This window comes from Anaeromyxobacter sp. SG66, assembly GCF_022690805.1.
GTDB lineage: Bacteria > Myxococcota > Myxococcia > Myxococcales > Anaeromyxobacteraceae > Anaeromyxobacter > Anaeromyxobacter soli.
Window position 1 is genome coordinate 12,498 of the sequence record NZ_JALCZC010000008.1, and the last position, 16,646, is coordinate 29,143.

Genomic DNA, 16,646 nt, shown 5'->3' on the forward strand with positions numbered 1-16,646 from the left:
GGTGCCTTTGCTGCGGTCGCTCGCTGCGTAGGATGGCGGGCGATCGGCCGCCCTGCGGCCATGAACCGCAGGAGCCTCTCCATGACCGTCCGCCGCGCCCTCGTCGCCTCCCTCGCCGTCGCCGCCGCCCTCGCCTGGGCGCGCCCGGCCGACGCCTCCGTCGCCCTCGGGCTCGGAGCGGACTACCTGCTCGACCCGGAGATCGGCGAGTTCCAGCTCACGCTCGGCGTCGCGACGCCGCTCGCCCGGCACCTCTCCGTCGGCGCGCGCTTCGGTGCGATGCTCCTCTCCGAGCCGTCGCGGGTCGGCGTCCCGCTCGACGTGAAGCTGCGCGTGCGGATGGACCGCCTGTACGTCGAGGGGCTCGCCGGGCCGTGGATCGTGTTCGACGACGACGACGCCCTCAAGCTCCACGCCGCGGTCGGCTTCGGCCTCGTGGCGCGGGCGGTGTCGTTCGGGCTCGAGGTCGGCTACCTCGACCCGACGGCGATGATCGGCGTGCGGCTCGCGTTCCCGCTCTGATGACGAGGCACGAGGGCGTCGTCCGCCTGGGGCGAGCCCGTCGCGAGGCGCGACGGCGTCGCCGAGGCGGGCACCTGAGCCCGGTCAGGGCCCGCAAAGCGCGGGCCGCGCCGCGGCGACGAGCGCGTCGACCCAGTCGATGACCGCGCGCACGCGCGGCGTGCGGCGGAGATCGCCGTGCACGAGCAGCCACAGCTCGTGGTGCGGCGGCTCGGGCGCGTCCAGCCGGACGAGGCCGGCGTCGCCCTCGGCCACGAAGCAGGGCAGGACCGCGACGCCGATCCCGATCCGCACCGCGGCGTGGAGCGAGGCGGTGCTGTTGCACCGGAACACGATGTGGCGCTGCGGCGCGACGCGCGCGAGCCAGCGCTCCTGGGGGGAGCTCGCGAGCGAGTCGTCGAGGCCGAGGAACGGATCCCCCGCGAGATCGACCTCGCCGCGCCGGGCCGCCGGGGACGCACGCCCGGCGTAGAGCCCGTAGGCGACGTCGGACAGCTTGCGCGTGACGAGCCCCGCGTCGCGCGGCCGGCCCATCCGCAGCGCGAGGTCCGCCTCGCGGCGGCTCAGGTCGAAGGTGCGCTGATCGGCGGCGATCTCGAGGAGGAGCGCGGGGTGCCGCTCGCGCAGGGAGGGGAGCGCCGGGACGAGCAGGTGCGCCGAGAGGTGCATCGCCGTCGTGAGGCGCACGGTCCCCGCGATGGCGCGGTCGCGCGCGTCCACGTGCCGGGCGAGCGCGAGCACGTCCTCCTCGATCCGGGAGGCGAGGGCGGCCAGCTCGTCCCCGGCCGCCGTCCGCATCCAGCCCTGAGGGCCGCGCTCGAAGAGCGGGAGCTTCAGCTCCTCCTCGAGCGCCGCGACCCGGCGCGCCACGGTGTTGCGGTCCACCGCGAGGCGCTGCGCCGCGCGCGAGAGGCTGCCGGAGCGGGAGAGCTCGAGGAAGAACCGCAGGTTGCCCCAGTCGAGCCGGCCCGCGCGTTCGTGCGCGGGGGCGGTGCTCGGCTGCGCGTTCAGCGGTGCCCTCGCCATCGCTAGACCTCTCCTCGAACGTACCGCGCGGCGCGCGCGGATCCCGAAAAGGAGTGCACGATGACGTCGCCTGCCGGAAGCCGTATTTCACCGCCCACGTGGGTCCCCGGCGCGTGGGCCCCGGGGCGCCGTGCCGCTACCCCCGAGCCGCCTCGCCGCCGCACCCGACGCGCGATCGAACGCGCCGCGGGTCGCGCGACGCTCGCGGCGGCGCGGCGGGCGGCCAGCGTCGTGACGCCCGACGCGGTCGCGGCGGTGGTGCTGCTCGTCGGCTGGGTGGCGCTCTGGGTGCTCTTCCTGCTCGGGATCGTGGAGCCGGCCTCGGCGCTGCGGCTCGTGCGCTGACCCGGGACGGGCCGAAGGGGCGAGCGGGCGGTCCGACTGAAACCGGACCGCCCGCGTGCCATCTCCCGCTGCGCTTCGACGAGCTCGCCCTCAGCCCATCGAAGGGCGAGGGGTGGACGGGTTCCAACCTGCCGACGCGATCGCGGCCGGACAACGCGCGCCGCTCGCGTCCGGCGCGGTGCGCGACTCCGGTGGCGCTCGCCCGCCCGGTCCGAGCGCGGACTCGGGCTAAGGCTTCGACCGTACCGTGGGCACGGGAGGCGTCGCGGCTCGCGCCCGCGCCCTCGCGCCGTTAGGAACCGCGCCTCCCGCGCGAGCCATCGCGAGCCCGAGCGAGCATGCCCCGAGTCCCATTGCCGTCCGTCCGCGCCGTCGTCGGTCCGCTCGCCCTCCTCGCAGGGTATTTCCTCGCCGCGCGCCTCGGCTCCGCCTTCAACGTCGGCGCCGAGTCGATCGCGGCGTTCTGGGTGCCGAACACGCTCGCGCTCGTGGCGCTGCTCCGCTCGCCCCGGCGCCGGTGGGCGGCCCTCCTCGCGGCGGTCGTCCTGGCGGAGCTCGCGTCCGACCTCGCCATGGGATTCCCGTCCTCGACCGCGGCCGGGTTCGCGGCGGCGAACGCGGTCGAGGTGGTCGTCGCCGCGTGGCTCTTGCGGCGCGCCGGCTGCCCTGCCTCCACCGTCACGATCCGTGTCGCGGCGCGCTTCGCGGTGTTCGCGGTGCTCCTCGCTCCCGCGGTCGCGGCGCTCCCCGGGGCGGCGGCGGCGGTCGCCGCCGGCACCGCGTACGGCACCGCGTGGGGCCGCTGGTTCCTGGGGGACGCGCTCGCGCACCTCACGCTCACCCCCACGATCCTGCTCTGGCTCGCGCGGCGCCCCTGGCGCTCGCCGGGGAGCCCCCGCCGCGTCGCCGAGGCGCTCGCGCTCTGCGCCGGGCTCGCCGTCGCGGTCGCCTTCGCGTTCTGGCACCATGCCGGCGAGAGCGCGTGGCCCGGCGCGCTCTACCTGCCGCTCCCGCTGCTCCTCTGGGCCGCGATCCGCTTCGGCACGCTCGGCGCGAGCACCGCGGTCTCCGCGGTCGCGCTGCTCGCGCTCGCCGCGACGCGCCACGGGCTCGGGCCGTTCACCGGCGCCTCGCCGGCCCACAACGTCCTCGCGCTCCAGCTCTTCCTCGTCGCGACGGCGCTGCCGCTCCTCGCGCTCTCCGTCCTCGACGAGGACCGGAGGCGCGGCGAGGCGCGGCTGCGTGAGGCGCGGGACGCGCTCGAGGAGACGGTCGCGGAGCGCACCGCCGAGCTCGACCGCCAGGTGGCGGCGCTGCGGGAGGGCGAGGCGAAGCTCCGTGAGGCGCACGAGGTGGCGGAGCAGGCGCGCCGCGCCGCCGACGCCGCGAACCAGGCCAAGTCGGACTTCCTCGCCCGGATGAGCCACGACGTCCGCACGCCGCTCAACGCGATCCTCGGCCGGGCGTGGCTGCTCGAGCGCGACGCGAGCGCCGGGCCGCGGGCGCTCGGGCACGCCGCCGTCATCCGGCGGAGCGGCGCGCACGTCCTGGACCTCGTGCAGGATCTGCTGGAGCTGTCGCGCATCGAGGCGGGGCGCCTGGAGCTGCGGCTCGGGACGACGCACCTCCACGAGCTCGCCAGCACGACCGGGGAGCTCGTCCGGCTGGAGGCGGACGAGAAGGGGCTCGACCTCAAGGTGGACGTCGGCGCAGGGCTGCCGACCTACGTCCTCGCGGACGAGGTGCGGCTCCGGCAGGTGCTGCTCAACCTGCTGGGGAACGCGGTCAAGTTCACCGCGCGGGGCGAGGTCGCGCTCGAGGTCCGCGCGGCGGGGCCCGCCGTCTCGTTCGCCGTCAGCGACACCGGGGCCGGCATCGCGGCGGAGGAGCTCGAGGGCGTGTTCCAGCCCTTCCGCCAGGGGGCCTCCGCGCGCACCGCCCGGGCCGGCGTCGGCCTCGGGCTCGCGATCAGCCGCCAGCTCGTGGCGCTCATGGGCGGCGAGCTGCGCGTCGAGAGCGAGGTGGGCGTCGGGAGCCGGTTCTGGTTCGAGCTCGGGCTCGAGGCCGCGGAAACGCCGGTCCTCCGCACGTCCGCCTGAGGCCGCCGAGACCTGCTGCGGTGCATGCTACTGCCCGCGGCAGCCTGCCATCCCGTCGCACCCGCCGGGTCCTCCCCACCGGAGCCGCCATCGCGCGACCAGCGCCGGCGGCCGCGGACGCATGATGGCGGCGGCGTCGCCGGACACGCCGCCGGGGAGGGGAGATGAGGCGCCTGTTCGCGGATCTCACGCGCAGTCCGCTCGGGCTCGCGGGCGCGATCGCCGCCACCGTCGCGGGCATCCTCGTCGTGACCCTGCTCGCGCTCGGGCTGGTCGGGTATCACGGCGGCCCCTACCTCGGGATCCTGGCGTTCGTGATCCTGCCGGGGGTCTTCGTCGTCGGGCTCCTCCTCATCCCCCTCGGCGACTGGCTCGCGCGGCGCCGCCGCGCCGGAGGCGGCGAGGAGCCGGCGCTGCCGGTGGTCGACCTCAACCACCCCGCGACCCGCAGGCGCGTCCTCTTCATCGCCGCGCTGACGGTGGTGAACGTGGTCATCGTCGCGCTCGCGACGTTCGGGGCGGTCGAGGTGATGGACTCGCCGGCGTTCTGCGGGTCGTGCCACAGCGTGATGGATCCGGAGTTCACCGCGTACCAGCGCTCGAACCACGCGCGCGTCGCGTGCGTGGAATGCCACATCGGGCCCGGTGCGCCCTGGTTCGTGAAGTCGAAGCTGTCCGGCGCGTGGCAGCTCGTGTCGGTGACCTTCGACCTGTACGAGCGCCCGATCCCGGTGCCGGTCCACGACCTCCGCCCGGCGCGGGACACGTGCGAGCGCTGCCACTGGCCGACCCGGTTCGTCGGCGACCGGCTGCGCGTGCGCACCTCGCACGCGGACGACGCGGCGAGCACACCGCGGCGGACGGTGCTCGTCGTGCACGTCGGCGGCGGAGAGCAGGGCGGCGGCGGCGTCCACTGGCACGTCCGCCCCGGCGTGCAGGTGCGCTACCAGGCGGATCCTTCCCGGAGCAGGATCGGGGCGGTGGAGCTCACGCTCGCCGATGGCACGCGGCGCACCTTCCGCGCGCCCGAGCCGGTGGAGGGCGCCGGCGGGGAGTGGCGGACGATGGACTGCGTCGACTGTCACAACCGGCCGACGCACGTGTTCGGCACCCCGGAGCGCGAGGTGGACGCCGCCATCGTCGCGGGACGGATCGATCGCGCGTTGCCGTTCGTCCGGCGCGAGGGGGTGCGGCTCGTGCGAGAGGAGCACCCGTCCCACGAGGCCGCGCGCGCCGCGATCCGGGACGGGTTGCGCGCCTTCTACGCCCGGGAGCATCCGGACGTCGCCCGCTCCCGGAGCGACGCGATCGAGGCGGCCGCGGCGGCGCTCGGCGACGTGTACGCCACGAACGTCTGGCCCAGCATGCGCATCGGGTGGGGGACGTACCCCTCGTTCGTCGGGCACGAGGAGGCCCCGGGCTGCTTCCGCTGCCACGACGAGGCGCACGCGGCCGAGGACGGCCGGACGATCTCCCAGGACTGCGATCTCTGCCACCGGGTGCTCGCGGAGGGCGAGGTCGATCCACCCGTGCTGAAGGAGCTCGGGCGGTGAGCGCCCGGTCGAGCGGGGCGCGCCGCCGTCGCCTCTCCGCGCCGCGGCTCGCCCCCCGCGCGCTCGCCGTGCTCCTCACGCTCGTCGCCTGCCGCACCGCGGCGCCGCCGCTGCCCGACGTGCCGCCCGCGCCGTTCGACGACCAGCCGCCACGGGTGGCGCTCGTCCTCGGAGGCGGGGGCGCCCGCGGCTTCGCCCACGTGGGCGTGATCCGCGTGCTCGAGGACGCCCGGGTGCCCATCGAGCTCATCGTCGGGACGAGCGTCGGGAGCCTCGTGGGCGCCGTCTACGCGGCTCAGCCCAACAGCTACGCCCTCGAGCGGATGGCGCGCAGCCTCGACCGACACGACTTCTTCGACTTCTCCCTTGCGCCGGCGCTGTTCGGCGAGGGGCTCGCGACGGGGGACCGGCTCGAGCGGTTCGTGCGCGACCACGTCCACGCGCGGAGGTTCGAGGCCCTGCGCGTCCCGGTCGCGGCGGTCGCGACCGATCTCGACACCGGCGATCGAGTGGTGCTCCACGAGGGGGACGTTGCGCGCGCGGTGCGCGCGTCGTGCGCGATCCCGGGCGTGCTCGAGCCCGTCCGGCTCGGCGGGCGCGTGCTGGTGGACGGCGGCGTCGTCCGGAACCTGCCCGTGGACGTCGCGCGGCAGCTGGGCGCGGACGTGGTCATCGCGGTGGACCTCGCCGCGCTCGAGCCGAAGGCGACCCCCAGGAACTTCGTCGAGGTGATCTTCCGGGTCGTGAACCTCGTGTCGCGCGCCGAGGCCGAGGAGCTCCGGGGGATCGCAGACGTGACGATCCAGCCCGCCGTGGAGGACGTGGGCTTCGTCGACTTCGACCGCAAGGACGCGGCGATCAGGGCGGGCATGGAGGCGGCCCGCGCGGCGCTGCCCCGGATCCGCGAGGTGCTCGCGGCGTGGCCCCGCCCCGCCCCGGCGGCGAGCGCGGGCACCCCGGGCGGCTGACGCGGGCTCCGGCTCGTGCTAGGGGCTTTCGTCGATGCCCCGCCGCGCCCCGACCTGGCACGTCTACGTCCTCCGCTGCGGCGACGGCTCGCTCTACACCGGCGCGACGAACGACGTCGCGCGCCGCCTGGCGAGGCACGCCGCGGGGGAGGGCGCCCGCTACACGCGCGCGCGCCTGCCGGTGGTGCTCGTGTACTCGGAGCGGGCCGGGGATCGGTCGGCGGCGCTCCGCCGCGAGGCCGCCCTGAAGCGGCTCACGCGCGCAGAGAAGCTGGCGCTCGTGGCGGCGAGGCCGCGCCGCGGGCGCGCTCGATAGGCACGGCGGGTTCCTGCGCGCGACGCCCGGGGGCGTGGCGGGGGGCCGCGCGGCTCGCGGAGGCAGGCGGCGACGAGGTCACGCGGCGGGCAGGGCGAGCGCCCGCGCCCGCTCCGCGCGCTGCCGCGAGAGCTCGACGCCGATCGCGTCGAGGCCGTGCGCGTTCGCCACCGCGAGCATCGACCCGAGGCCGCAGAACGGGTCCACCACCGCCCGGCAGCGGGTGTGGGCGCGGAGGAACCGCGCGGCCGCGGCGCACGCCTCGAGCGGCATCGCCCGCGCCCAGGTCATCGCGCCCGGGACGGGGAGGACGTCCGGCGACGACCGGCCCGGCAGGAGCCGCAGGCCCCGGCTCACGCAGAGGAGGTGAGCGTAGGCGGGGCGGCCGAAGGTGGTCGTCCCGGGCGGCACGCGGCACACGATCTTGTGCCAGAGGAGCCCGCTCCCGGCGCGCTCGGCCGCGAGCTGCACGAGGAACGCCTTGTCCACCCAGCGCCCGTCCCGCTTCACGTCGGTCTGGTAGAAGATCGCGACCGCCTCGTCCGCGACCGCCCGGCAGGCGCGCTCCGCCGCGTGGACGAACCAGCCCCGCCAGCCCTCGGGCCCGAGCGCGGGCAGCTCGGACGCGTCCGGCAGGGAGGTGACGATCGCGTGGTCCGCCGGGAGCGAGGCCGCCTCGAGCCAGGCGACCCCGTCGCCCGCGTGGACGGTGCGGCGCGGCGCGAGGGGCGGGCGCGTGGGATCGTCGGGCATGCGCGGGGGACGATAACCCGGGGCCGGGGTCCGCGGGCCGGGAGCGAGCGGCGCCCCGGCCCGGCGCCGGGGTCATGGAGCGGAGCGGGCCGCGCGAGGGAGCGGAGGCGGGTGACATTCGCCGCGCCGCGGAGATACTGCGGTCATGGCCGCCCGCTGGACGCACGTGGTCGTCAAGGTCGCGGAGCTCGAGCGCTCGATCGCCTTCTACCGCCGGTTCTGCGGCCTGGAGGTGGTCCGGGACGGCCGGCCGGACGGGCACACCGTGTGGCTCGCGCCGGCCGCGCGCCCCGAGGGCACGCCCGCGTTCGTGCTCGTGCTCTACCTGACGCGCGTGGACTTCCGGCTCGACCACCTCGGGTTCCAGTGCGACGCGCGCGCCGAGGTGGACCGCATCGCCGCGGAGGGCGCGCGGCTCGGCATCCTCGCCGAGCCGCCGTTCGACGGGGGCGGTGACATCGGGTACGTCACGATGGTCCGCGATCCCGACGGTCACCTCGTCGAGTTCACGTTCGGGCAGCCCATCCGCGGGCTGTGACGGCGCGGCGGCGCCCGCCGCCGTCCGTTGCCAGCCGGCCCGCCGAGCGGCATGATGCGCCCCGTCGCGCCGCCGGCCGCGCGGCTCCTCCCGCGATGGCCAACTCCCGCTCCGAGACCCTCCGCTTCTTCTCAGGCTCGCTCGTCTTCACCGCCGTCTCGCTCCTCGCGGGCGCGGCGCTCGGCGTCTACTACCACGGGACGGTCGCCGGGGTGCTCGGGACGGTGTTCATCGTGGCGGTCCTCGGCGTGCTCGAGACGTCGCTCTCCTTCGACAACGCGGTGGTGAACGCCACGGTGCTCCGGGACATGACGCCGGTCTGGCGCCACCGCTTCCTCACCTGGGGCATCGCCATCGCGGTGTTCGGGATGCGGCTCGTGTTCCCGCTCCTCGTGGTGAGCGTCGTCGCGCGCGTCGGGCCGCAGGAGGCGCTGCGCCTCGCGGCCCTCGATCCCACCGAGTACGCCCGGATCCTGACGAGCGCGCACACCGTGCTGGGCGCGTTCGGCGGCGCGTTCCTCGGCATGGTCTGCCTCGGGTACTTCTTCGACGAGGAGAAGGAGATCCACTGGCTGCGGGGGCTCGAGATCGGGCTCGCGAAGCTCGGCAAGGTCGACGCCGCCGAGCTCGGCCTCATGCTGCTCGTCATCTACGGGTTCTCGCGGTTCGTCCCGGCCGGCGAGCACGAGGCGTTCCTCGTCGCCGGGATCTTCGGGATCGTCACGTTCATCGCCGTGGACGGGATCGGCACGGCGATGGAGGTCGGCGAGGAGGCGATGCGAAACGTCCACCGGGCGAGCGCGGCGAGCTTCCTCTACCTCGAGGTGCTCGACGCGAGCTTCAGCTTCGACGGCGTCATCGGCGCGTTCGCGCTCACGAACAACCTCTTCATCATCGCCATCGGCCTCGGCATCGGGGCCATGTTCGTCCGGAGCCTGACGGTGATGCTCGTCGAGCACGGCACGCTCGCGTCGTACCGCTACCTCGAGCACGGCGCGTTCTACGCCATCGGCGCGCTCGCGCTGCTCATGTTCATGGGCACCGCCATGCACGTGCCGGAGGCGTTCACCGGGCTCGTCGGGGCGGCGTTCATCGGGCTCTCGCTCTGGTCGTCGATCCGCTTCAACCGGCGCTACCAGGCGGCGCGGCCGGTCCGCTGACGGCGACCGCGGGCCCCAGGCGGCTCACTCGATGGGCTTCTCCCGCTCGTCCTTGCGCCGGTCGAGCATCCCCCAGCCCCACTTCTCGCTCCACAGCCCGGGGCCCGTCAGCAGCACGCCGAGGAGCGTGAGCACGAGCGCGCCGATCACCGCGATGGGGTCGATGTCCATCCTGCCTCCGGGTCCTTCGCCGGAGTGATAAGGAACCGGCGCGCCTGCCGCACGTCCCCCGACCGCCGGCGCTGCGACACGACGGCGGTTGCGCGCGGCGGGCGACGGGAGCACCACTCCACGTCGGAGGTGGGCAATGCAGAAGCGCAGGCTCGGGAAGCAGGGGCTCTCGGTGTCGGCGATGGGCCTCGGCTGCATGGGGATGAGCGAGTTCTACGGCCCAGGCGACGAGGCGGAGTCGATCGCCACGATCCACCGGGCGCTCGAGCTCGGGGTCGACTTCCTCGACACCGCCGACATGTACGGCCCCTTCAAGAACGAGGAGCTCGTCGGGCGGGCGATCCGCGACCGGCGCGATCGCGTGGTGCTCGCGACGAAGTTCGGGAACGAGCGGCGCGCGGACGGGACCTGGGTCGGCGTGAACGGCAAGCCGGACTACGTGCGCAGCGCGTGCGACGCGTCGCTGCGGCGGCTGGGGGTGGACGTCATCGACCTCTACTACCAGCACCGCGTCGACCCGACGGTGCCCATCGAGGACACCGTGGGCGCGATGGCGGAGCTCGTGCGCGCCGGCAAGGTGCGCTACCTCGGCCTCTCCGAGGCCGCGCCGGCGACGATCCGGCGGGCGCACGCCGTCCACCCGATCAGCGCCCTCCAGTCCGAGTACTCGCTCTGGAGCCGCGACCCGGAGGACGAGATCCTCCCGACCGTGCGCGCGCTCGGGATCGGCTTCGTGGCCTACAGCCCCCTCGGCCGCGGCTTCCTCTCGGGTCGGTTCCGCTCGCCCGCCGACCTCCCCGAGGGCGACTACCGGCGGAACGCGCCGCGCTTCCAGGGGGAGAACTTCGCGAAGAACCTCGAGCTCGTGGAGCACGTCCGCAAGCTCGCCGAGGGCCGCGGGGTGACCCCGTCGCAGCTCGCGCTCGCCTGGGTCCTCGCGCGCGGCGAGGACCTCGTGCCCATCCCGGGCACCAAGCGGCGCAAGTACCTCGAGGAGAACGTCGCCGCCGCCTCGATCCGGCTCACGCCGGAGGAGCTCGCGCGCATCGATCGGATCGCGCCGAAGGGGGCCGCCGCCGGTGAGCGCTACCCGGAGGCGGGGATGAAGACGGTCAACCTGTGACGCCCGGGGCGCGGGTGCGCCGAGGGGTGCTCGTGGCCGCGGCGACGGAGTCGATCACCGCGGCGGGAGAGAGGGGAGGCGCCATGGCGATGTCGATCCGCTCCACCGCGTTCGAGGACGGAGGCGAGATCCCGCTCGTCCACACGTGCGAGGGCAAGGACACCTCGCCCGCGCTCGCGTGGTCGGGGATCCCGGCCGGCGCGAAGAGCCTCGCGCTCATCGTGGACGATCCGGACGCGCCGGACCCGAAGGCGCCCAAGATGACCTACGTGCACTGGGTGCTCTACGGGCTCGCGCCGGACGCGAAGGGCCTCCCGGAGGCCGCCCAGGCGAAGGCGCTGCCGGCGGGCGCGCGCGAGGGGACGAACGACTGGAAGCGGACCGGCTACGGCGGCCCGTGCCCGCCCATCGGGCGGCACCGCTACTTCTTCAAGCTGTATGCGCTCGACACCGAGCTGCCGGATCTCGGACACCCGACGAAGGCGAAGCTCGAGGCGGCGATGAAGGGGCACGTCCTCGAGGAGGCGCGGCTCATGGGGACGTACCAGAAGAAGAAGCCTTGAGCACCGCCTCGCCGCCGGCCTGGCCGCGCACGCGGGCGGAGCTCGAGGCGGCACAGGCGTCGCTCGGTCGGACGCGCCCGCCGCCGTGGCGGTGGGAGGGCGAGCGGCTCCGCGTCGCCGGCTGCGCCCTCGTCGCGGGGCGCGGGAGGACGGGAGGCGAGGGCGAGGACGGGTTCGCCGCCGCTGCGCTCGTGGAGGTGGGCGCCGGGGCGCCGTGCGTGCTCGTGTACGGGGACGCGAGCGGTCCTCTCGGCGCCGGGTTCGAGAGCGGGCTGCTCGCGCTGCGCGAGGGGCCGCTCCTCGCCGCGGCCGTCGCCGCCCTGCCCGAGCCCCCGGACGTGCTCCTCGTCCACGCGGCCGGGCGCGATCACCCGCGCGGCGCGGGGCTCGCCGTCATGCTGGGCGCGATCCTCGACGTGCCCTCGATCGGCGTGACGCAGAGACCGCTCGTCGCGGCGGGACCACCGCCGGAGGACCGCGCCGGCGCGCGGGCTCCGCTCGCACGCGACGGCGAGGAGCTCGCGTGCTGGCTGCGGATCCGCCGAGGCGTCCGGCCGATCGTGGCGCACGCGGCGTGGCGGACGACGCCCGACGTCGCGGCGGGCCTCGTCCTGGCGACGACGCTGGGCACCCTCATGCCCGAGCCGCTCCGGCGCGCGCGCGAGCGAGCCCGCGCCCTGCGGGACGGGCGCGCCGCGTGAACGGGCAGCGCCGCGCACCAGGATCAGCGCACGATCTCGCGCACGATCCCGTCCATCTGCTTCGGCACGAGGCCCGCGTCGTTCAGCACGCGGCCCCAGGTCGCCTGGCCACTCCGGACCTTCTGCACGAGCGGCACGGCCGGGGAGCCGAGCTTCCTCGAGAGGACGGTGGCGAGGATCGTCTCCTCCGTGGACGCGCCCGCCTGCCGCACCGCGCGCACGGCCTCCGCGCTCGCGCCGGCACGGCGGACGAGCACGTCGTCCACGGCGATCCCGGCGAGCTCTCGATCCGGCGCGCCGCGCGCGAGCGCGGCCGCGAACGGGCCGTCGAGCCCCTTCGCGCCCGCGAGCGCCGGCTTCCAGGCGCCCTTCGCGCCCTTCGCCTCGAGCAGCGCGCCCGCATCGCCGCCGGATCGCGCCGCGGCGAAGTGCGCGATCCACAGGTCCTCGGGCGCGGTCCCGGTCATCACCGCCTGGACGAGGCTCGCCTTGCCGGGACCGAACGCCGCGGAGAGGAGCGAGCTGCGCGTCGTCGCGAGGATGTACGGGTCGGCTGCGGCCGGGCGCTCGAGCTCGAAGGTGCGATCGCGGAAGCAGTGGCAGCCTGCCGTCGATTTCGTCCCGGCCCCCGGGGCCGCCTCTCCGCTGGCCGCCGTCTCCGCGCCCGGCTTCATGAGGTACGACTGCGCGAGCGCGGGCCCGGCCAGGGCGAGGGCGGCGACGAGGAGCGAACACCTGATGGGGATCATGCGCGCGGCAGCCTACCCGGGGAGCGGGGGCCAGGACAACGCGGCGGCGGTCAGCGCCGCCGGGCGGACGGGCAGGCGCACGCGCAGCGGGCGGGGAGGGTTTGCCGTCACGCGCGCGCCATACCTCGGCAGAGCTCCCGTCTCACGCGCGGCGCTGCCGCCGGCGACGGTCGTCCTCGCCCGCGCGGGCGCTTTCGCGGTACGGGTGGGCGATGGCCCGCGTCGAGATCGCGCTCCCGGACACGTTCCTCTTCCGCACCGAGCTCCCCGTCCGCATCGGCGACGTGAACTACGGCGGCCACCTCGGCAACGACGCCGTCCTCTCCATCGCGCACGAGGCGCGCGTCCGCTTCCTCGCGGCCCACGGCTTCACGGAGCTCGACGTGGCGGGCGCCGGGATCATCATGGTCGACGCGGCCATCGTGTACCGGGCCGAGGGCCGGTACGGCATGACGCTCGCGGTCGAGCTCGCCGCGGACGACGTCCGGACGCGCGGCTGCGATCTCCTGTACCGGATCGCGGACGTCGCGACGGGGCAGGAGATCGCGCGGGTGAAGACCGGGATCGTCTTCTTCGACTACGCGGCGCGCCGGGTCGTGACGATGCCCGCGGCGTTCCGCGAGGTGGTCGGCGCGCCCGCCCACCGAGCGTGAGGGGCGCGCCCGCCGCCGCGCGCGGCCAGAGCGCCCGGGGCGGCAGGGCGCCGTCCCGGACGCTGCTCGCCGTCAGCGCACCCACCACGTCCAGTGCTGCGTCGCCGGCGCCGCCGTCGTCCCCGAGAACGCCGCCCCGTCCTCCACGCGGAACGGATCGTGCGAGTAGCAGCCGTTCGGGTCGTACCAGAACCCGACGCCGCCGTTCGCGGCGACGCACGCGTCGGCCGGGCCGGCCGGGCTGCCCGGCGCGGCGAACGGCATCCCGCGATCGCGCAGGAAGCAGCTCGTGGTGGACTGCGGCCCGCACAGCGCCTCGGCGACCGCGAGCGCGTTCTGGCCGGCGATGGCGTAGTCCGCGGCCAGCCTCGCCTTGCGGAGCCGCGCGACCTGCGTGACGCCGTCCGCGGAGAAGCGCAGGTACGCGTTCCGGAGGAGGGTGAGGCGGCGCAGCTCCTCGAGCGGGAACACGTACTGGTCCGAGAGCACCTTCGGCGCGACCACCGGGCTCCCCACGCCGGACGTGAGCCAGTCCGAGTAGGACTGCGTGTAGGCGAGGCTCGCCGGATACTCCGCCCCGCGCGTGGAGCGGAGGACCAGCGTCCAGCCGCCGCCGAGCGTGCGCATGTCGCAGTAGGCGGTGAGCGCGGAGGTCCCGTTCGGCGCGATGGGGTACGTGCCGGTGGGGAACTTGAGCCCGGTGCGCTTCAGCGCGACGCAGCTCGAGGCGGAGCACTTGCCGGCCACGCACGCGCCGGCGTTGCAGTCGGCGGGGGTCGTGCAGGTCCGGCCCAGCGGACACTGCGGGCAGGTCCCGCCGCAGTCCACGTCGCTCTCGCTCCCGTTCTTCACGGCGTCCGTGCAGGCCGGCGCGCGGCACACGCCGCTCACGCAGACCCGCGAGGCGCAGTCCGACGCGGTGGCGCAGGCCCGGCTCGCGCCGCAGTCCGGGCACGTGCCGCCGCAGTCCACGTCGCTCTCGCTCCCGTTCTTCGTCCCGTCGGCGCAGGTCGCCGGCGTGCAGACGCCGCCCGTGCAGACGCTCGACGCGCAGTCGCTCCCGATCCCGCAGCCGCCGCCGTCTCCGCACGGAGCGCAATCCGGGCCGCCGCAGTCGAGGCCGGTCTCGCCCGGATCGGGCTGGCCGTTCGTGCAGGTCGGGGCGACGCACACGCCGCTCGCGCAGACTCCGGAGGCGCAGTCCGCGTCGCTCGCGCAGCCCTCGCGGTTCGCGCAGGCGGCGCAGGTACCGCCGCCGCAGTCCTTGCCGGTCTCCGCCCCGTTCTTCACGCCGTCCGTGCAGGTCGGGGGCTGGCAGACGTTCCCGGTGCACACGCCGGACGCGCAGTCAGGGCCGGCGTTGCAGGGCCCGCCGTCCGCGCACCCGGCGCAGGAGCCGCCGCAGTCCACGCCGGTCTCGAACCCGTTCCTCACCTGATCGGCGCAGGTCGGGGCCTGGCAGGCGCCGTCCGCGCAGATGCCGGAGGTGCAGTCCGTGCCGGTCGCGCACTGGTAGCCCGTCGTGCAGGCATTGCAGGTCGGTCCGCCGCAGTCCACGTCCGTCTCGGCGCCGTTCTTCACGCCGTCGCTGCAGGTCGGGGCCTGGCAGGCGTTGCCGGCGCAGACGCCGGAGGAGCAGTCCTCGGGGGTGATGCAGGCCCCGCCGTCGCCGCAAGGAGCACACGACCCGCCGCAGTCGACGTCCGTCTCGTCGCCGTCCAGCCGCCCGTTCCCGCAGAACTGCGGGTAGCAGACGCCGGCGATGCACTTCCCCGAGGCGCAGTCGGCGGGAGCCCCGCAGGAGAACCCGTCGACGCAGCCCGCGCACGCGCTGCCGCCGCAGTCCACGTCGCTCTCGTCGCCGTTCTTCACGAGGTCCGTGCAGGACGGCGCCTGGCACGCGCCGCCGGTGCACACCTGCGAGGCGCAGTCGGCCGGGACGCCGCAGGCCTGCCCCGCGCCGCACGGCGGGCAGGTGCCGCCGCAGTCGGTGCCGGTCTCGTCCCCGTTCAGCTTCCCGTCGGTGCAGCTCGGAGCCACGCAGATGCCGCCGGCGCAGGTGCCCGAGGCGCAGTCGGCACCGCTGCCGCACCCGCCGCCGTTCGGGCACGAGGCGCAGGTGGGCCCGCCGCAGTCGGTGCCGGTCTCGTCACCGTTCCTCACCAGATCGCCGCAGGTCGGCGCGGCGCACGCGCCGGACACGCACACGCCGGACGCGCAGTCCCCCGCGCCCTCGCAGCCCGCGCCGTCCGGGCAGGGCGCGCAGGCGCCGCCGCAGTCCACGTCGGACTCGGCGCCGTTGGTCACGCCGTCCGAGCAGGTCGGCGCGGCGCACGCGCCGCCCGAGCAGACGCCGGAGTCGCAGTCGCCCGGCACGGTGCAGGCGCCGCCGCTCGGGCACGGCGCGCAGGCGCCGCCGCAGTCCACGTCGGACTCGCCGCCGTCGCGCACGCCGTCCGTGCAGGAGGGTGGGCTGCACACCTCCCGCACGCAGAGGTTCGGCGCGGAGCAGGTCTCGCTGCAGGGCTTCGGGTCATTCCTCGGGCTCGAGCTGGAACAGGCCGCGACGAGCGCGGCGAGCATCAGGCCGGCGAGCGATCTCGACTGCATGCTTCCCCCAATGTCCCGGCACACGGCCGGCGAAGGCTGGATGGCTCGGAAGGTAGGCAGCGGTGCAGGCGGGCGCCTGTCGCCCGTCCGACGGACCCGCACCGGGGGTGGACCCCCGGCCCGTGTCCGGCCGGCGAGTGACTCACGGTGACTGTGGCGAGCGATCTACCGCGAACGCCCGACCCTCCATGGGGAGGGTCTCCGCGAGGGCGGCGCGCACGAAGAGTCGCACCCTCTGCGTGAGCTTGCCCCGAGCGGCGCAGCGCGCTGCGATGTCGGGTCGGGAGGAAGACGATGCCGAGAGCGAAGGAGCTGAAGATCCGCGTGCCCAGCCGGCCGGGCATGCTGGGAGAGATCGCCGCCGCGCTGGGCGAGAAGCAGGTGAACCTGCGCGCGGTGAACGCCTGGGTCGAGGGGAACGAGGGCGTCGTGCGGATGGTGGTGGACCGCGCGGCCGCTGCGAAGCGCGTGCTCGCGAAGCGCGGCTGGCCGGCCGAGGAGCAGGAGGTCCTGGAGCTCGAGCTGCCCGACAAGCCGGGCGCCCTCGGACGCGCGGCGACCGCGATCGGCAAGGCCGGCGTGGACATCACCCACGTGTTCATCGGGACGGCGCCCGCCCGGAAGACCACCGTCTTCTTCGGCGTCACCGATCTCAAGACTGCGCTGAAAGCAGTCCGATAAACGGGGGACTGCGTCCCCCGCCCCGCCGAGCGAAGCTCGTCGGGGCCCCACCCCGGCTCGCCGGGTCCCGTGCGACGCCGCGAGCGGCTTCGCCGCTTGCGCGGCGTCGCCCCGG

General features: G+C 75.5%; 17 protein-coding genes. 12 read left to right on the plus strand and 5 right to left on the minus strand.

Annotation, left to right across the window (positions count from 1 at the left end):
• Window positions 1-81: 81 nt before the first annotated feature.
• Window positions 82-522: a hypothetical protein gene (locus MNZ39_RS04375; protein WP_242335071.1), complete on the plus strand. Its 441-nt coding sequence runs from the start codon at window positions 82-84 to the stop codon at window positions 520-522.
• An 84-nt stretch (window positions 523-606) separates the two neighbouring features.
• Here MNZ39_RS04375 and MNZ39_RS04380 read toward each other — a convergent pair whose 3' ends face one another.
• A complete protein-coding gene (locus tag MNZ39_RS04380) occupies window positions 607-1,548 on the minus strand; it encodes a LysR family transcriptional regulator (RefSeq protein WP_242335074.1) in 942 nt (313 codons plus the stop codon).
• 683 nt (window positions 1,549-2,231) lie between these two features.
• Between MNZ39_RS04380 and MNZ39_RS04385 the strand changes: the two genes are divergently transcribed.
• From MNZ39_RS04385 to MNZ39_RS04400, 4 genes are all read left to right on the plus strand, one after another.
• Window positions 2,232-3,992 (plus strand): MASE1 domain-containing protein, encoded by a 1,761-nt coding sequence (locus MNZ39_RS04385; protein WP_242335077.1) that lies wholly within the window; start codon window positions 2,232-2,234, stop codon window positions 3,990-3,992.
• Window positions 3,993-4,156: 164 nt separating this feature from the next.
• A complete protein-coding gene (locus MNZ39_RS04390) occupies window positions 4,157-5,545 on the plus strand; it encodes a NapC/NirT family cytochrome c (RefSeq protein ID WP_242335080.1) in 1,389 nt (462 codons plus the stop codon).
• Window positions 5,542-6,513: a patatin-like phospholipase family protein gene (locus MNZ39_RS04395; protein WP_242335084.1), complete on the plus strand. Its 972-nt coding sequence runs from the start codon at window positions 5,542-5,544 to the stop codon at window positions 6,511-6,513. The genes MNZ39_RS04390 and MNZ39_RS04395 overlap by 4 nt, the downstream gene beginning before the upstream one ends.
• 34 nt (window positions 6,514-6,547) lie before the next feature.
• Window positions 6,548-6,829, plus strand: coding sequence for a GIY-YIG nuclease family protein (locus tag MNZ39_RS04400; protein WP_242335087.1), 282 nt, complete (start codon window positions 6,548-6,550; stop codon window positions 6,827-6,829).
• Between the two features lie 78 nt (window positions 6,830-6,907).
• Here MNZ39_RS04400 and MNZ39_RS04405 read toward each other — a convergent pair whose 3' ends face one another.
• Entirely contained in the window at window positions 6,908-7,582 is a 675-nt protein-coding gene (locus MNZ39_RS04405) for a site-specific DNA-methyltransferase (protein WP_242335090.1), read from the minus strand.
• A 145-nt stretch (window positions 7,583-7,727) separates the two neighbouring features.
• Here MNZ39_RS04405 and MNZ39_RS04410 point away from each other — a divergent pair, with 145 nt between their 5' ends.
• Complete coding sequence (locus MNZ39_RS04410; protein WP_242335093.1) at window positions 7,728-8,120, plus strand: VOC family protein; 393 nt, start codon at window positions 7,728-7,730, stop codon at window positions 8,118-8,120.
• Between the two features lie 95 nt (window positions 8,121-8,215).
• Complete coding sequence (locus MNZ39_RS04415; protein WP_242335096.1) at window positions 8,216-9,280, plus strand: DUF475 domain-containing protein; 1,065 nt, start codon at window positions 8,216-8,218, stop codon at window positions 9,278-9,280.
• A gap of 24 nt (window positions 9,281-9,304) precedes the next feature.
• Here the strand turns inward: MNZ39_RS04415 and MNZ39_RS04420 are convergent, their stop codons facing one another.
• Window positions 9,305-9,451: a hypothetical protein gene (locus tag MNZ39_RS04420; protein ID WP_242335099.1), complete on the minus strand. Its 147-nt coding sequence runs from the start codon at window positions 9,449-9,451 to the stop codon at window positions 9,305-9,307.
• 136 nt (window positions 9,452-9,587) lie between these two features.
• Between MNZ39_RS04420 and MNZ39_RS04425 the strand changes: the two genes are divergently transcribed.
• From MNZ39_RS04425 to MNZ39_RS04435, 3 genes are all read left to right on the plus strand, one after another.
• The gene (locus MNZ39_RS04425) at window positions 9,588-10,574 is read left to right on the plus strand and encodes an aldo/keto reductase (protein WP_242335100.1); all 987 of its coding nucleotides are present in this window, start codon (window positions 9,588-9,590) and stop codon (window positions 10,572-10,574) included.
• Between the two features lie 83 nt (window positions 10,575-10,657).
• Window positions 10,658-11,137: a YbhB/YbcL family Raf kinase inhibitor-like protein gene (locus MNZ39_RS04430; RefSeq protein ID WP_242335101.1), complete on the plus strand. Its 480-nt coding sequence runs from the start codon at window positions 10,658-10,660 to the stop codon at window positions 11,135-11,137.
• Window positions 11,134-11,838 carry an endonuclease V gene (locus tag MNZ39_RS04435; RefSeq protein WP_242335102.1) on the plus strand — a complete coding sequence of 235 codons (705 nt, stop codon included), beginning with the start codon at window positions 11,134-11,136 and terminating at the stop codon, window positions 11,836-11,838. The genes MNZ39_RS04430 and MNZ39_RS04435 overlap by 4 nt, the downstream gene beginning before the upstream one ends.
• 23 nt (window positions 11,839-11,861) lie before the next feature.
• On the opposite strand, the gene MNZ39_RS04440 is transcribed toward MNZ39_RS04435, so the two are convergent.
• Window positions 11,862-12,587, minus strand: a complete 726-nt coding sequence (locus MNZ39_RS04440) for a hypothetical protein (protein WP_242335103.1) — start codon at window positions 12,585-12,587, stop codon at window positions 11,862-11,864.
• A gap of 212 nt (window positions 12,588-12,799) precedes the next feature.
• Between MNZ39_RS04440 and MNZ39_RS04445 the strand changes: the two genes are divergently transcribed.
• The gene (locus MNZ39_RS04445; RefSeq protein ID WP_242335104.1) at window positions 12,800-13,240 is read left to right on the plus strand and encodes a thioesterase family protein; all 441 of its coding nucleotides are present in this window, start codon (window positions 12,800-12,802) and stop codon (window positions 13,238-13,240) included.
• Window positions 13,241-13,312: 72 nt separating this feature from the next.
• Here the strand turns inward: MNZ39_RS04445 and MNZ39_RS04450 are convergent, their stop codons facing one another.
• A complete protein-coding gene (locus MNZ39_RS04450) occupies window positions 13,313-15,850 on the minus strand; it encodes a fibrinogen-related protein (RefSeq protein WP_242335105.1) in 2,538 nt (845 codons plus the stop codon).
• A 294-nt stretch (window positions 15,851-16,144) separates the two neighbouring features.
• Between MNZ39_RS04450 and MNZ39_RS04455 the strand changes: the two genes are divergently transcribed.
• The gene (locus tag MNZ39_RS04455; protein WP_242335106.1) at window positions 16,145-16,531 is read left to right on the plus strand and encodes an ACT domain-containing protein; all 387 of its coding nucleotides are present in this window, start codon (window positions 16,145-16,147) and stop codon (window positions 16,529-16,531) included.
• The last annotated feature ends 115 nt before the right edge of the window (window positions 16,532-16,646 follow it).

What these genes read in the sequence shown, in the direction of transcription:
- MNZ39_RS04375 (WP_242335071.1), top strand. Translation starts at nt 82, where the DNA reads ATGACCGTCCGCCGCGCCCTCGTCGCCTCCCTCGCCGTCGCCGCCGCC.
- MNZ39_RS04380 (WP_242335074.1), bottom strand. Translation starts at nt 1,548, where the DNA reads ATGGCGAGGGCACCGCTGAACGCGCAGCCGAGCACCGCCCCCGCGCAC.
- MNZ39_RS04385 (WP_242335077.1), top strand. Translation starts at nt 2,232, where the DNA reads ATGCCCCGAGTCCCATTGCCGTCCGTCCGCGCCGTCGTCGGTCCGCTC.
- MNZ39_RS04390 (WP_242335080.1), top strand. Translation starts at nt 4,157, where the DNA reads ATGAGGCGCCTGTTCGCGGATCTCACGCGCAGTCCGCTCGGGCTCGCG.
- MNZ39_RS04400 (WP_242335087.1), top strand. Translation starts at nt 6,548, where the DNA reads ATGCCCCGCCGCGCCCCGACCTGGCACGTCTACGTCCTCCGCTGCGGC.
- MNZ39_RS04405 (WP_242335090.1), bottom strand. Translation starts at nt 7,582, where the DNA reads ATGCCCGACGATCCCACGCGCCCGCCCCTCGCGCCGCGCCGCACCGTC.
- MNZ39_RS04410 (WP_242335093.1), top strand. Translation starts at nt 7,728, where the DNA reads ATGGCCGCCCGCTGGACGCACGTGGTCGTCAAGGTCGCGGAGCTCGAG.
- MNZ39_RS04415 (WP_242335096.1), top strand. Translation starts at nt 8,216, where the DNA reads ATGGCCAACTCCCGCTCCGAGACCCTCCGCTTCTTCTCAGGCTCGCTC.
- MNZ39_RS04420 (WP_242335099.1), bottom strand. Translation starts at nt 9,451, where the DNA reads ATGGACATCGACCCCATCGCGGTGATCGGCGCGCTCGTGCTCACGCTC.
- MNZ39_RS04425 (WP_242335100.1), top strand. Translation starts at nt 9,588, where the DNA reads ATGCAGAAGCGCAGGCTCGGGAAGCAGGGGCTCTCGGTGTCGGCGATG.
- MNZ39_RS04430 (WP_242335101.1), top strand. Translation starts at nt 10,658, where the DNA reads ATGGCGATGTCGATCCGCTCCACCGCGTTCGAGGACGGAGGCGAGATC.
- MNZ39_RS04440 (WP_242335103.1), bottom strand. Translation starts at nt 12,587, where the DNA reads ATGATCCCCATCAGGTGTTCGCTCCTCGTCGCCGCCCTCGCCCTGGCC.
- MNZ39_RS04445 (WP_242335104.1), top strand. Translation starts at nt 12,800, where the DNA reads ATGGCCCGCGTCGAGATCGCGCTCCCGGACACGTTCCTCTTCCGCACC.
- MNZ39_RS04450 (WP_242335105.1), bottom strand. Translation starts at nt 15,850, where the DNA reads ATGCAGTCGAGATCGCTCGCCGGCCTGATGCTCGCCGCGCTCGTCGCG.
- MNZ39_RS04455 (WP_242335106.1), top strand. Translation starts at nt 16,145, where the DNA reads ATGCCGAGAGCGAAGGAGCTGAAGATCCGCGTGCCCAGCCGGCCGGGC.